The organism is Kribbella sp. CA-294648 (assembly GCF_050943845.1).
GTDB lineage: Bacteria > Actinomycetota > Actinomycetes > Propionibacteriales > Kribbellaceae > Kribbella.
Window position 1 is genome coordinate 546,102 of the sequence record NZ_CP191981.1, and the last position, 13,422, is coordinate 559,523.

Here is a 13,422-nt window from a genome sequence, read left to right on the forward strand (position 1 = left end):
GAGCGCCGACGCTAGTGCGCCGGTCGGATCAGTCGTGCGAGACGTCCGAGCTGAGCCAGCGGGTCGGACGGAAGGTGAACAGGACGACGATGTTGTCCGGGTCGCCGAGTTCTGTCCGGACGTACCCCTCCGCCTCCTCCTCGGTCATGTAGCGGCGGGCGATCGCCAGCATCTGCTCATGGGTCGGCTTGCCGATCTCGACCAGCTCGGCCTCGACGGTCACGTACGCCGGCGGCATCTCCTCGCGCTGCACCACCACGGTCACCACACCGGTGTTCTTGATCTGCTCGATCCGCTGCGGTTTGCGTCGCTGGGTGCCGGTGAACATCGTGATCTCGCCACCCGGCTCGTACGCGTAGAACGTCGGCACACTGATCGGCGGCCGCCCCGCCTCACCCGCCACGCTCAGGATCGCCACATGCGGGTCGGCCAGGAACTCTTGTCGCTGCTGCTCAGTCATCTTCGCCATGCATCAAGCTTCATTAAAACAAGTAGACTCTGTCAAGAGCAGTAAGATGGGAAATATGACCACGAAGACCTACGGCCAGTACTGCGGGGTCGCCCGCGCGCTCGAACTCGTCGGAGAGCGCTGGGCGCTGCTGATCATCCGCGACCTACTGGTCGGCCCGAAGCGGTACACCGACCTGCGCGCGGGTCTGCCGAAGATCCCCACCAACGTCCTCGCCACCCGGCTGAAGGAGCTGGAGCAGGCAGCCCTCGTCGTACGCCGGGTCCAGCCGCGACCGTCGGGCGCGATCGTCTACGAGCTGACGCAGTACGGCACGGATCTGGAACCCGTAGTCCTCGCCCTGGGACGCTGGGGAGCCCGCTCACTAGGCGAACTCCGCCCCGACGAGATCATCACCGCGGACATCCTGGTGATGGCCCTGCGCTCGACGTTCCGCCCCGGCAAGCGCAAGGCGAAGTACGAACTACGCTTCGGCGAAACCGTCATCCACGCGATCATCAACGCCGCCGATCTGACCGTCGACCCAGGACCCCTCGATGGCTCGATCGTCATCGAGGCACGGGCGCCGATCGCTCCGCTCCTCACCGGCGCGGTCGACGGGGCGGAAGCCCTCAGGACCAAGCTGGTGACCACCAGCGGCACGGCAGAAGACCTGAACCGCTTCGCCATGAGGTTCCCCATCGGCGCACCCACCTGACCCCACCCGTACTACGACGTCGAGGGTGAAGGCTTCCAGTCGTGCAACGGGATGGGGTGGTCACCGCAGTGCCAGGCTGTCACCGGCTATCGCGCAGGGGTGGACGACCGGGGAAGTCGGTACAGTCGCAGGACTACCTGCGAAAGACCTGCTCGGCGGGGGAGGGCGGACCTTGGCAAACGGCGCCGTCCGATTCGGCATCCAGTTACTCGGCTGGCTCAAGTTTCAGTGGGCCGGCGCGCGGCTTGGTGTCAGCGATCGGGTTGGCCGGCTTGTCCGTCGATCTGGCGACCAATCGAAGGCTCCCGGTACGGACCGGTACATCGCGGCCTATGATCCGCGGCTTCCGCGTGGACGCTCCACCTACGGGCCACCTGGCGACTGACCGGCCCCGCGAGGTGCGCGTCGGCGTACCCGCGTTGATGGCGCGCCGACGGCGGAGCTACTTCGGGTTCAGGATTTTCTGTGATTGGCCGAGGCGGCGATGGCCGCTCCCAGCGCGAGGCCGATGGCGATGCCGACGGCGATGTTGTCGAACATCAACCCGAAGGCCGCACCGACCGCCAGCCCGACCGCGATTCCGGTGGCCAGCGTCGTGTTCGCCTTCTTCTGGCCAGGCTCGTCCTGCGCGCCCGGCTCCTGGTCGTTGCTCACTATCGCCTCCTTGTACGTCGCACGCCCGGTCGAGCGCGCGCGACGTACAGGGTCCCTCATGCGGAATCCGAGGTGAGCCAGTGGGCCGGGCCGGAGATGAGCAAGATTACGGTTCGCCCGGGCCGACGAGCATCCGGCACCTGTCGCGTGGGTGGTTGGCGATTGGCCCCGCCTGTGCTCGCGTCGCGCCGGCTCGTGGCCCACACGTACGTCTCCGTCCAGTTCGGGGAAGCACTTCCGGCAAACTGTTGCCCTACGCAACATCATGCCGTCATCCACAGGATTGACCTCCTTGTGCACAACATGGCCACTTCCTGCCAAACGCGGTTTCCCTTATAAACAAGGCGGCCTGAGCCCAGAAACTGTCGGTGGCGGTGTCTAGAGTTTGATGCATGGAGACCACGCAGCTACTCCCACCGTCGAGGCTCAGCGACAGCGCCCTGCTGTCCACCCTCGACGCCGTCGAATCTGCCCTCTCCACCCTCACCACGTACCGCCTGCAGCTGGTCGCCGACTTCGACCAACGCGGCCTCGCGGCCGAGCATGGTGCCCGGGACACCATCGAGTTCTTGTCGCTGCGTCACCACCGCAACCGCCGCGAGATCAAGCAAGACCTCACGACCGCCGAGGCGCTCCCCAGCTACACCGCAGTCACCGCCGCCCTGCCCGACCCGGCAGCACCCGCCGACCCGACACCCACCACCGCCGACGCCCGGGCACTGGGCCTGGTGTTGAACCCGGGCCAGGCCGCAGCCATCATCACCACCTTGAAGAAAGCCCCAGCGTCGGTCCCAGACGAGCTGTTGCGGGTGGCCGAGGAGCAGATGATCGAAGCCGCCCAGCTGCTCACTCCGGACGGGCTCCTGGGTTTCGGCCGCGAGGTGCTGGCCCGGTTGGACACCGACGGCCCCGAACCCGCCGAACACGACGCCGCCGCCCGCGAGTCGCTCACGCTGCACCGGGCCGACGGCGGCGTGAAGTTCAGCGGCTATCTGGCCGGGGAGAACGCTGAACAGTTCCGTACCCAGATCAACCGGTTGTCGAAGCCTCACCGCACCGTTGACGGTGAGCTGGACCCGCGCCCGCACGACAAGCGCCAGGCCGACGCGTTGAGCTTGATTCTGGATCTCGCCGCGGCCAACACACCCCGCACCGACAACGACCCGGGCACCTCGAACGGCTCGCACGCCCCGGGCGTTCCGCACATCACCATCACCATCGACTTCGACGACCTGCGCACCGCCACCGCCCACGCCGTCGGCGAACTCGTTTACGGCGACAACCTGTCCGCCTCCGCGATCCGGCGCCTCGCCTGCGACGCCGCCATCCTGCCCATCGTGCTCGGCTCGGACTCCCAGCCGCTGGACGTCGGCACCGAGCAGCGTTTCGTGACCCGGCCGATCCGGCGGGCCTTGATGAGGCGGGACAAGGGCTGCGTGGTCTGCAAAGCCCCGCCGTGGCAGTGCCACGCCCACCACCTGATCCACTGGATCGACGGCGGCCCGACCTCGATCGCCAATCTGGTGCTGCTGTGCGCCGGTCATCACCGCGCCGTGCACTCCGGGCAATGGGCCATCACCATCACCGGCGGCGTCGTCCACGTAACCCGGCCCACCTGGACCAGCCCCGGCATCACCAGCGCCGCAGATCTCGCCAACCTGACCGACCTATCCCACTACTACACGCCGACCTCTCGCCAGCCGGTCAGCGTCAACACGCCGCACGAACACCCCGACCGCGTACCCACCACCAGCCTCACCCAGGAACCCGATCCGCAGCCTGGCTCGCGACCCAAGGTGCAAGCTGGTACCGGAGACCTGTCCTGGCTCACCCCAGAAGCCACCGCGCTCCTAGACCCCTGGGGCGACAACGGCACCCCCTCCGCCGGCCCGTAAACGCCCGGCGCCCGCCGGCGGCGCCGCACCAACCCGGGCAAGCCAGCCCGCGACCGCCCGCGCAAATGGCCGCAGGCTCAAGCGCCCGATCACCAGGGATCGGGCGCCTAGAACCACGCTCGCCGAGGGTCGGGACCGGCGGAGTGGGCGAGAGGAGGTCATCTACTACTACCAGGGCATGACGAGGCTGACCGCAGGAACGTTGAGGTGTCCATCGAGCAGGTGCGTCAAGCCGTCCCGCTACTCCGCAGTCCCGGGGGCCCTGCGTGAATTGTCGATGGCCACGGCGCACGGCCGGGGCCGTTTGAATGGGAGAAGTGGCCTGAGGGGCATGCGCTGAGAGGGTTGGGACACTGACGACGGCGCGTCGCACGACGCCGCTTGACGAGGTCGGTAAGAGTTCGGGCGGGTGCGACGCGCTAACCCGCAAAGCGAGTACGGGTGGAGCCAAGGCGCCAGCCCGAGCGGCGCGACGCGAGTTGGATGCGTGTCGCGTTCCCCGCGAGTGGTTCGGGCGGGTGCAAGACGCTGGCCCGCGACGCGTGTACGGGTGGGTGCAAGACGCCGGCCCCGACCAGCGCAAAGCGAGTCGGTCTCTCATCGCGATCTGCCGCGAGTGGTTCGGGCGGGGGCAACGCGCTGGCCCGCGAGGCGAGTACGGGTGGGGCCAAGACGCCAGCCCGGCGGCGCAATGCGGGCTGGGCGAGGACTGCGTTCTGCCGCGAGTGGTTCGGGCGGGCTCAGCGCGCCAGCTCGCGACGCGAATGCGGTGGGTGCAAGACGTTGGCCCGCGGCGCGAGTGCGGTGGGTGCAAGACGCTGGCCCGCGACGCGAGTGCGGGTGCAGGGGCAGGTGGTGACCGAGTTCGGGACGCGGGCAGCTGTTAGATGCAGGCTGCTTCGCGGCTGTGGGTGGGAGCAAGATGCCCGCGGCCCCAAAGGGCGCCGCGGGCATTTGCGTAGTACGGGAAAAGGGCTAGTGCTTGCCTGGGCCCTCTGCGCCGGCGCCGGTTAGGGAGCGGACGGAGAGTTCGTTGTAGCGGGTGGCGGAGGACTTGTCTTTGCCGAGGTAGGTGCCTACTACGCCGAGCAGGAAGCCGAGTGGGATGGAGACGATGCCTGGGTTCGAGAGTGGGAACCAGGCGAAGTCGACGTCGGTGAACATCGAGGTGGGCTTGCCGGAGACGACCGGTGAGAAGATCACCAGGAGGACGGCCGAGGTCAGGCCGCCGTAGATGCTCCAGACCGCGCCCGAGGTGTTGAAGCGCCGCCAGAACAGGTTGAACAGGAGGGCCGGCAGGTTCGCCGAGGCTGCGACCGCGAAGGCGAGCGCGACCAGGAACGCGATGTTCAGCTTCTGGGCCGGGATCGCCAGCCCGATCGCCACCGCGCCGATGCCGATCGCGGCGAAGCGCGCCACCCGGATCTCGGTCTTCTCGGTGACCGTGCCCTTGGCGATGACGTTCACGTACAGGTCGTGCGCGAACGACGACGCCGAGGCCAGCGTCAGGCCGGCCACCACCGCGAGGATGGTGGCGAAGGCGACTGCCGCGATCAAGGCCAGCAGGATCGCGCCGCCGAGCGAGCCGGCGCCGCCGCCGACCACCTCGGCCAGCAGCACCGACGCCGTGTTGCCCTTCGATTCGGCGACCGCCGAGGAACTGCCCGTGTCGAGCAGCGCCGCCGCGCCGAAGCCGAGGGCCAGCGTCATCAGGTAGAAGCTGCCGATCAGGCCGATCGCCCACTGCACCGACCGGCGCGCCGACTGGGAGTTCGGCACGGTGTAGAAGCGGATCAGGATGTGTGGCAGACCCGCGGTGCCGAGAACCAGCGCGAGACCGAGGGACAGGAAGTCGATCTGGCCGACCAGGTCCTTGCCGTAGAGCAGGCCGGGCTGCAGGAACGCCTCGCCCTTGCCCGAGTTGGCCGCGGCCGCGCCGAGCAGCTTGGACGGGTTGAAGTCGAACTTCAGCAGCACCAGGAAGGTGATCAGCAGGGTGCCGGACATCAGCAGCACGGCCTTGACGATCTGTACCCAGGTGGTGCCCTTCATGCCGCCGATCGTCACGTAGATGATCATCAGCGCACCGACCAGCACGATCACGCCGGCCTTCAGGCCTTCGCTCGTCACCCCGAGCAGCAGCCCGACCAGCGAGCCCGCGCCGACCATCTGGGCCAGCAGGTAGAAGATCGACACCACGATCGTGGAGGACGCGGCGGCGGTTCGTACCGGCCGCTGGCGCATCCGGAACGCGAGCTGGTCGGCCATCGTGAACCGGCCGGAGTTGCGCAGCAGTTCGGCGACCAGCAGCAACGCGACCAGCCAGGCCACCAGGAAGCCGATCGAGTACAGGAAACCGTCGTACCCGTAGAGCGCGATCTGGCCGGAGATGCCGAGGAAGGAGGCCGCCGACATGTAGTCACCGGCGACGGCGAGGCCGTTCTGCGCGCCGCTGAAGGAGCGGCCGCCGGCGTAGTAGTCGGCCGTGGTCTTGTTCTGCCGGGAGGCCCACCAGGTGATGTAGAGCGTGATGGCCACGACCGCGGTGAACAGCGAGATGGTCAGCGCCTGGTTGCCGGGTTCGGCGTCGGCGAGTGGGACGAGCAAGGTGGTCACCGGCGGCGCTCCCTCTTGTACTTGGCGGTCAGGCCACTGGCCAGCGGATCCAGTTTCCGGTTCGCGAACCGGCCGTAGATGATGGCGATGGCGAAGGTCGAGACGAACTGCAGCAGGCCGAAGACCAGCGCCACGTTGATGTGGGTGCCGCCGATCCGCTGGCTCATGAAGTCACGCGCCCAGTTGTTACAGGCGACGTAGGCCAGGTACCAGACCATGAAAGCGACCGTCCACGGCACGACGAAGTTCCTGTACCGGCGTTTCAGCTGCTGGAAGTCGTGCGCCTCGTGGACGGCTTCGTACGCGCGAGCTTCCCGCTCCGCCCCGGTTTCCTCAGTCATCTGCACCCCTCGTTTCGGAACGCGAACAGGTGCACGTTAGCGGCTGGTAGGCGAAATGTGGCCGAATGCGACCAAAATGTTCTCAGCCGGTGGAGAGCGGTTTCAGGCCATCGTGCGGCGGTAGTTGGCCAGGTCGCTCGGACGGGTCCGGTAGCAGTTGGTGAAGTACGGCATCCGCAGCGGCTCCGGCGGCCGGGCGGTGCTGTCGTAGATGGCGTCGATCTGCTCCAGTACCGACTCCCGCCGCGACTCGGTCAGTACTGCGACCCGCGAGTGGGACTGGGCGAGCAACTTGAGGCCGGCCCGGTCGAGGTCGTGCCAGTGGCGGAACCGGGCCGTCTCGACCATCGAGAACAGGTCGGACTGGAGCAGCACCGGCATCGGGTCGAACTCGTCGTTGACCGCCAGGAAGTCCTCGCCGATCATCGCGCGGTGCAGCCGGCGGACCCACGGCACCACCGTGTCGTAGTTGTTCCAGAGCAGGCCGAGGACGCCGTGCGGGCGCAGTACCCGGGCGATCTCCGGCAACGCACGGGAGTGGTCGAACCAGTGGAAGGCCTGGCCGACGATCACCGCGTCGACCGAGGCGTGCGTGAGCGGGATCGACTCGGCGGCGCCGACCATCGTGTCCACGCCGGGCAGTTTGCGGCAGACGGTCAGCATCTCCTCGGACGGATCGACCGCGACGACGTCGTGCCCGAGCGCCGCGGCGACCTGGCTGAGCTTGCCGGTGCCGGCCCCGAGATCGAGGATCTGCAGCCGTCCCGGACCGAGGATCCAGGTCAGCGCGTCGGCAGGGAACGTCGGCCGGCCCGCGTCGTACGCGGCCGCGACGGCGCCGAAGGAGTGCGCGCGATCTGAGTCATCGGTGGTCATCACCGCAAATCATGCCGTAGCCACCGCCTCGCGGGGCGTCACTCGCCGAGCTTCTTCTGCTCGATGTGCGCGTTGAGCGCGACGAGTTCGGGATGTTCGGCCAGAATTCCGACCAGATCCGCGCAGCCGAGGCGGCTCGCGCCGTGGTTTTCGAGCAGTTCGGTGAGCAGCAGCCGGTCGTCCTCGGTGTCCAGCGTCAGCCGGTACTGCGCGCCGCCGCCGAGCCACGGCAGGTTCAGCAACCGGACGTCCCCGGGGCGGTTCTGGTGCAGGTACGGCGTGACGTGCTCGCGGTCGGCGGGCAGCGTCGCCGAAGCATCGGCCTCCAGCAGCCGCGCCGTCGAGAACACCTCGTAGTCCATCCCCCGCGGATACGTCCGCTCCAGACAATTGGACAGGTAGAGGTTGGAGTCGTCCTCCGCGCGCCAGCGCTCGACCCCGGCGGCAACCACCTCGGCGTCGATCAGCGGGCAGTCCGAGGTGACCCGGACCACCCCGTCCAGCCCGTACTGCGATGCCGCGCCGGCGAAGCGGGAGAGCACGTCGTGCTCGCTACCCCGGAAGGCCGGCAGCCCGGCCTTCTCGGTGAGCTCGACGATCGGATCGTCGGCCGCGTTGGTGGTGGTCGCGACGATCACCGGCAGTCCGGTGGCGACCAGCCGGTCCAGGTGGTACTCGAGAAAGGTCCGCCCACCAGCGGTGAGCAGCACCTTGGCCGGCAGCCGGGTGCTCGTCGCGCGAGCCTGGGTGATGATGCCGATCTTCACGAATGTGCCTTCTTGAGCGTCCATTGGAACATTTCCCGGATCTCGGCCGGGTGGGCGAGATGCTCCACCCCGAGCTCGGTGTCGGTGAAGTCGCGGGCCAGCTCGAGCGGCACGTACGGCTGGTCCATCTCCGGCCACATCCGCTTGATCCGCGCCTGGCCGCCGAACGACGGGTGCTCGTTCTCCAGCAGCATCGGGTCGCCGTAGACGCCGGGTTGCAGGCCGAGCGACGCGCCGTACAGAACCGCGGAGCTGAGCCGGTTGGAGGCGACCCGACGGTGCCGCCGGATCTCCTTGAGCTGCTTGAGCAGGAAGTCCTGGTCGATCTTGCGCCAGTGCAGGCCGCGGTAGCCGTGCGTGATGACGCGGAAGCCGGCCTGCTCGTAGACCTGCCGGATCTCCGGTTTCTGGTACTCGTTCCAGTACAGGCAAACCGTCACCGGACCCTGCTCGTGCTCGTTGATCGAGGCAACGATCCGGCCGTGGTCGCCCAGCACGTGCTGGCCTTCCCAGCCGTGGAACGGGTAGAAGATGGTGCCTTGAGCATCTTTCGCGGGAGTCGCCAGCTCGGGATGCACCTGGAGCAGGTAGAGCCAGGGGGCGCCGATCACCGAGTGGTTGCGCAGGCCCCTCGACCAGCCGCGGCGCCGGACGCTGTCCGACCAGACGAACTTCGGCATCCCGGCCACGAACGCGGTGTTGTACGCGAACCCGTCGAGGATGTTCCAGCCGTGCTGGAGATAGCCCCAGATCCGCGGTGAACCGCGCAGTCCGGCGTACTTCGCCATCACGTGCGCGTGGCCGTAGAAGTGGTTGGCGTGGTGCATCAGAGCCGCCGGAGGCGCTTCACGACGACCCGGGCAGGGTTGAGCACCGCGTGGCCGATCCGGTATGGCCGGGACCGCCGGATCCCGTCCAGCTGGCTCTCGAACCAGGTTGCCTGCTCGTTCGCGTCGGCCAGCTCCTGCGACAGCCGCGCGATGGTGGCGAGCTGTTCGGCCTGCCCCTGCGGACGAAGGTTGTCGACGGCAACGGTCAGCTCGCCGGTCACTTCGAGCCCGGCCATCGAGGAAAGCCGGGCGGTCAGCGCCTGCGTGTCACCGGCCCAGGGTTGCCGAGAGCCCGCTTCCTGTGCCCGCCGGACGAACCGCGCCAGATGCTCCACCGCGCCACCCGAAACCACCACGCCACTACCGAACAGCCGGTACGCCGTGCCGTCCGCGATCACGTTGTCCGGCGAGGCGATCGCCGCCGACTCCCGGTCGAGCGAGGCCAGCCACGAGACATAAGCCGGCACCATAGACCGAAGTGCTGCCTGATCGTCGATTTTGAGTGCCGCCAGCAACTGTTCTTCGAGCAACACGCCTTCACCCGAAGGGATTGCCTTCACAGGGAGGACCGTGGGGGCGGTGTCGCCGATCACGAAGTACCAGACTGGCGCCAGCTCCAAACCGAGGCCGGCGGCCACCGCGTCCTGGACGAGACGGTAGGGATCCATCAACGTCGGCCCGTTGTAGCGGGCGGCGACGGACCTCGCGATAGCTGCGGCCGTCAGTGGGCCACGCGGCTCGGTCAGCGCGAGATCCGCGCTCACCAAGTCGGGGTAGACGGCGTAGACGGTAGTGGTGTCGGCCAGCGCTCCGAGAGCGGCTCGGATAGCCGCCAATCCGACCGGTGCCGTCAGAGCGCCGTCGACGACGCCCGGCCAGTCCGCGTTGCGGGGCACAGTCGCGGTGACGTCGGGCTGGATCAGCCGCTCGATCCCGAAGGAGTTCTCCGCCGCCAAGAGCAGCCGGCCGCGAGGAGCCATCCGCGCTTTGAGAAGGGCGAGGCCGTCCGTCCACTCCATCGCCGGGGTGTCGGGGCCGATCAGCCGGGGCAATCCGTCGAGCGCCACGACCACGTCGTACAGGTCGGTGCCGGTGAAGCGGTCGAGGGCGCCGCAGTACACGCGGCCGGTGACGAGCCGCGCGATCTGCTCGGCATCGGGCGCGGAGCGGACCAGTACGTCGACCGACGCGGTCCTGCTCGCGATAAGTTCCAGCACCTGCAGCGAATGCGGTCCGGCGACCAGCACCTTGTCGGTCGGCCGCAACGTCGCGGCCAGCAACGCGCCGGTAGCCCGCCCACCAGTCGCCGGTGGCCCATCCGTAGGCCGCAGATCAGACCAGTTGAGCATCTCTGCCCCAACCATCAACAAGCTGTTCACCGCACCAGTTTCGTCAATGTTTCGATCACCCGGTCGACGTCGGCGTCGGTCAGGTCGGGGAACATCGGCAGCGAGAGCTCCTCGCGGTAGAACTGCTCCGCGTTGGGGCACAGGCCGCGCTGGTAACCCTGCTGGGCGAAGACGGGGTGCCAGTAGACAGGAATGTAGTTCACCTGGACGCCGATGCCGGCCGCGCGCATCCCCTCGAACACCTCACGCCGGCGCCCGCCGAGCACGCGGACCGGGTAGAGGTGCCAGGCCGGATCGACGCCCGGGCGCTGCACCGGAGTACGGAGGCCGTCGACGCCGGCCAGGGCTTCGTTGTACTTCGCCGTGATGGCGGCCCGGCGTTGCTTGAAGGCGGCGAGCCGGCGTAACTGTGACAGGCCGAGGGCGCAGGCGAGGTCGGTCAGCCGGTAGTTCACCCCGAACTCGTGCACCTCCTGGTGCCACGGGCCCTCGTCGGTGATCTCGAACCGGGCCGGGTCGCGGACCAGCCCGATGAAGTGGAACTCGTGCACCCGCTGGGCGACGGCCGGGTCCTTCGCGACGACCGCGCCGCCCTCACCGGTGGTGAGGTTCTTGGTCGGGAAGAACGACAGCGTGGTCACATCGGCGAGATCGCCGACCGGGCGGCCATCAGCGAAACCGCCGACCGAGTGGGCCGCGTCGTCCAGCGTCGCGGCGCCGACGCGATCCGCGATCGGCTGGAGAGCCGCGTAGTCCGCCGGATGGCCGGCATAGTCGACCGCAGCGATGACCTTCGTGCGGTCCGTGGTCACAGCCTCGACCGCGGCCGGGTCGATCAGCGCGGTGTCCTCCTCGACGTCGGCGAAGACGATCTTCGCGCCGAGGATCGCCGCGCAGGACGCCGTCGCCACGAACGTCATCGGCGTGGTCACCACCTCGTCGCCGGGGCCGACGCCCAGTCCGGCGTACGCCATGTGCAGGGCGGCCGTGCCGGAGGTGCAGCTGACCGCGCGATGTCCGCCGGTGAGCTCGGAGATCGCTGCCTCGAAGGCGGTGACGGCCGGGCCGGTGGTGAGCCAGTCGCCGCGCAGTACGGCGGTGACCGCCTCGATGTCCTCGGCCGAGATCGACTGGCGACCGTAAGGCAGCAGTGGCGGGGTGGGGGAGGACTCGGACACGGTCAGTCGTTCTCGAGGATCTTGCGGATCTCGTCGATGGAGTACCACTGGTCGTTGGTGTCGGACGCGTAGTGGAAGCCGTCGGTGACCGGCTGCCCCTCGACCGGCGGGGTGTAACCCCAGGTGGCGAGATCGGGCTGCAGGACGAAGCGGCCGCCGAGCACCAGCGCGCGCCGGCCCTCCTCCGGGCTGATCATCTCCTCGTGCAGCTTCTCGCCCGGGCGCAGGCCGATGTCGTGCATGGTGGCGCCGGGCGCGATCGCCTCGGCCAGGTCGGTCACCTTCATCGACGGGATCCGCGGCACGTACAGCTCACCGCCGGTCATCAGCTCGAACGAGTCGACCACGAACCGGACCGCCTCCGGCAGCGTGATCAGGAACCGGGTGCAGCGCAGGTCGGTGATCGGCAACGACTGGCCGGCCGCGTGCAGCGCGCGGAACTTCGGGATGATCGAACCCCGGCTGCCCATCACGTTGCCGTACCGGACCACGCTGAACCGGGTGTCGTACGCCGCCGCGTAGTGGTTGCCGTTGATGAACAGCTTGTCCGCGGTCAGCTTCGTCGCGCCGTACAGGTTGATCGGGCTGGAAGCCTTGTCGGTGGACAGGGCGACCACCCGCTTGACCCCGGAATCGATCGCGGCCTCGATCACGTTCTGCGAGCCGATCACGTTCGTCTGGACGAACTCCCACGGGTTGTACTCACCGCTGTCGACCTGCTTCAGTGCGGCCGCGTGCACGACGTAGTCGACCCGGTGCATGGCCCGCACCAGCCGGGGCCGGTCGCGGACGTCACCGAGAAAGAACCGCAACCGCGGGTCGTCGCCGAACTGCGCCCGGACCTCCCACTGCTTCAGCTCGTCGCGGCTGAACACGATCACCCGGCGCGGATCGAGCTGCTCCAGGGCGTACCGGATGAAGGCCCGGCCGAAGGACCCGGTGCCTCCGGTGACGAGAATGTCGGAGCCGGTGAGGATGGACACGTCAGACCCTTCTGAGCCACAAATCCGGACCACGCGATCACACCGCGCAAGTCCGTACCCTAGTCCACCGAGGACTAGCGGGCTGGGCCTAACCCGGCGTCACTAGCTCGAGGGTCGGGAAGTAGGTCTGGAAGCGGGTGGCGTCGCGGGTGATGAGCCGGTACCGGTTCACCGCGGCGTGGGCGCCGATGTAGAAGTCGGGGAGCGGTGAAGTCTTCTGCCCGCCGCGGCGGCGGTAGGCGACGAAGGCGCGGGAGGCCACAAAGCCCGCTGGATAAGGCAATGCCTCCCGTTGGAAGTCGGCCGCGGGCAGCGCCGCGTCGACCTCCTCGATCCGGTCGAACCCGGCACAGACCTCGGCGTAGATGATCGGATTGATCACCAGCTCGCCGATGTCGCGGGCTCCGGCGACCGCCACGGCGGACCAGTCGGCCCACTGCGGGCTGTCCGTGAGGATGTCCAGCAGGACACACGTGTCGACCATGGTCGCCAGCGCACGCTCGGGCTGCCGAGGGCGGTCACTCGCCACGCAGCAGCTCCATCAGCTCTTCGGTACTCCGCCCGCTCGTCGCTCGGCCGCGCATCTCGCGGACCAGGCGTTCGCCCCGCGTCTCGCCGCCCCGGGCGCGGATGATGCGCAAAGTGTCGCCGTCCTCGATCACCTCGAGCTCGTCACCTTCGTGCAGATGGTGCTTCGCGCGCAGGCTGGCCGGAATGGTCACCTGCCCCTTGCTGTTCATTCGCATGAATCCTCCTACGTATTACAT

At 68.3% G+C, this 13,422-nt stretch carries 14 protein-coding genes; 2 read left to right on the forward strand and 12 right to left on the reverse strand.

Translation table 11 applies throughout. The features are described from left to right. Positions 1–28 precede the first annotated feature (28 nt). Positions 29–469 carry a pyridoxamine 5'-phosphate oxidase family protein gene (locus tag ACQPYM_RS02715; RefSeq protein ID WP_433014208.1) on the reverse strand — a complete coding sequence of 147 codons (441 nt, stop codon included), beginning with the start codon at positions 467–469 and terminating at the stop codon, positions 29–31. 55 nt (positions 470–524) lie between these two features. Here ACQPYM_RS02715 and ACQPYM_RS02720 point away from each other — a divergent pair, with 55 nt between their 5' ends. Then, on the forward strand, positions 525–1,166 hold the full coding sequence (locus tag ACQPYM_RS02720; RefSeq protein ID WP_433014212.1) for a winged helix-turn-helix transcriptional regulator: 642 nt from the start codon (positions 525–527) through the stop codon (positions 1,164–1,166). A gap of 453 nt (positions 1,167–1,619) precedes the next feature. On the opposite strand, the gene ACQPYM_RS02725 is transcribed toward ACQPYM_RS02720, so the two are convergent. Continuing rightward, the gene (locus tag ACQPYM_RS02725) at positions 1,620–1,820 is read right to left on the reverse strand and encodes a hypothetical protein (RefSeq protein WP_433014215.1); all 201 of its coding nucleotides are present in this window, start codon (positions 1,818–1,820) and stop codon (positions 1,620–1,622) included. A 392-nt stretch (positions 1,821–2,212) separates the two neighbouring features. Here ACQPYM_RS02725 and ACQPYM_RS02730 point away from each other — a divergent pair, with 392 nt between their 5' ends. After that, positions 2,213–3,715 (forward strand): DUF222 domain-containing protein, encoded by a 1,503-nt coding sequence (locus tag ACQPYM_RS02730; RefSeq protein ID WP_433014218.1) that lies wholly within the window; start codon positions 2,213–2,215, stop codon positions 3,713–3,715. 975 nt (positions 3,716–4,690) lie between these two features. Here ACQPYM_RS02730 and ACQPYM_RS02735 read toward each other — a convergent pair. The 10 genes from ACQPYM_RS02735 to ACQPYM_RS02780 all read right to left on the reverse strand — a co-directional run bounded on the left by ACQPYM_RS02735 (position 4,691) and on the right by ACQPYM_RS02780 (position 13,401). Beyond that, the gene (locus ACQPYM_RS02735; protein WP_433014221.1) at positions 4,691–6,331 is read right to left on the reverse strand and encodes a solute symporter family protein; all 1,641 of its coding nucleotides are present in this window, start codon (positions 6,329–6,331) and stop codon (positions 4,691–4,693) included. Beyond that, positions 6,328–6,672, reverse strand: a complete 345-nt coding sequence (locus ACQPYM_RS02740; protein WP_433014224.1) for a DUF485 domain-containing protein — start codon at positions 6,670–6,672, stop codon at positions 6,328–6,330. Before ACQPYM_RS02740 ends, ACQPYM_RS02735 begins: the two co-directional genes overlap by 4 nt. Before the next feature lie 102 nt (positions 6,673–6,774). After that, positions 6,775–7,548, reverse strand: coding sequence for a class I SAM-dependent methyltransferase (locus ACQPYM_RS02745; protein ID WP_433014227.1), 774 nt, complete (start codon positions 7,546–7,548; stop codon positions 6,775–6,777). Between the two features lie 38 nt (positions 7,549–7,586). Next, entirely contained in the window at positions 7,587–8,315 is a 729-nt protein-coding gene (locus tag ACQPYM_RS02750; RefSeq protein ID WP_433014230.1) for a cytidylyltransferase domain-containing protein, read from the reverse strand. Beyond that, positions 8,312–9,142, reverse strand: a complete 831-nt coding sequence (locus tag ACQPYM_RS02755) for a hypothetical protein (RefSeq protein ID WP_433014233.1) — start codon at positions 9,140–9,142, stop codon at positions 8,312–8,314. Before ACQPYM_RS02755 ends, ACQPYM_RS02750 begins: the two co-directional genes overlap by 4 nt. Then, positions 9,142–10,524 (reverse strand): hypothetical protein, encoded by a 1,383-nt coding sequence (locus tag ACQPYM_RS02760; protein WP_433014236.1) that lies wholly within the window; start codon positions 10,522–10,524, stop codon positions 9,142–9,144. Before ACQPYM_RS02760 ends, ACQPYM_RS02755 begins: the two co-directional genes overlap by 1 nt. Further along, on the reverse strand, positions 10,521–11,672 hold the full coding sequence (locus ACQPYM_RS02765; protein ID WP_433014239.1) for a DegT/DnrJ/EryC1/StrS family aminotransferase: 1,152 nt from the start codon (positions 11,670–11,672) through the stop codon (positions 10,521–10,523). The genes ACQPYM_RS02760 and ACQPYM_RS02765 overlap by 4 nt, the downstream gene beginning before the upstream one ends. Positions 11,673–11,674: 2 nt before the next feature. Next, entirely contained in the window at positions 11,675–12,655 is a 981-nt protein-coding gene (pseB, locus tag ACQPYM_RS02770; protein ID WP_433014242.1) for a UDP-N-acetylglucosamine 4,6-dehydratase (inverting), read from the reverse strand. A gap of 88 nt (positions 12,656–12,743) precedes the next feature. Next, positions 12,744–13,184, reverse strand: coding sequence for a type II toxin-antitoxin system VapC family toxin (locus ACQPYM_RS02775; protein WP_433014245.1), 441 nt, complete (start codon positions 13,182–13,184; stop codon positions 12,744–12,746). Then, positions 13,174–13,401 carry an AbrB/MazE/SpoVT family DNA-binding domain-containing protein gene (locus ACQPYM_RS02780; RefSeq protein ID WP_433014248.1) on the reverse strand — a complete coding sequence of 76 codons (228 nt, stop codon included), beginning with the start codon at positions 13,399–13,401 and terminating at the stop codon, positions 13,174–13,176. Before ACQPYM_RS02780 ends, ACQPYM_RS02775 begins: the two co-directional genes overlap by 11 nt. Positions 13,402–13,422 lie beyond the last annotated feature (21 nt).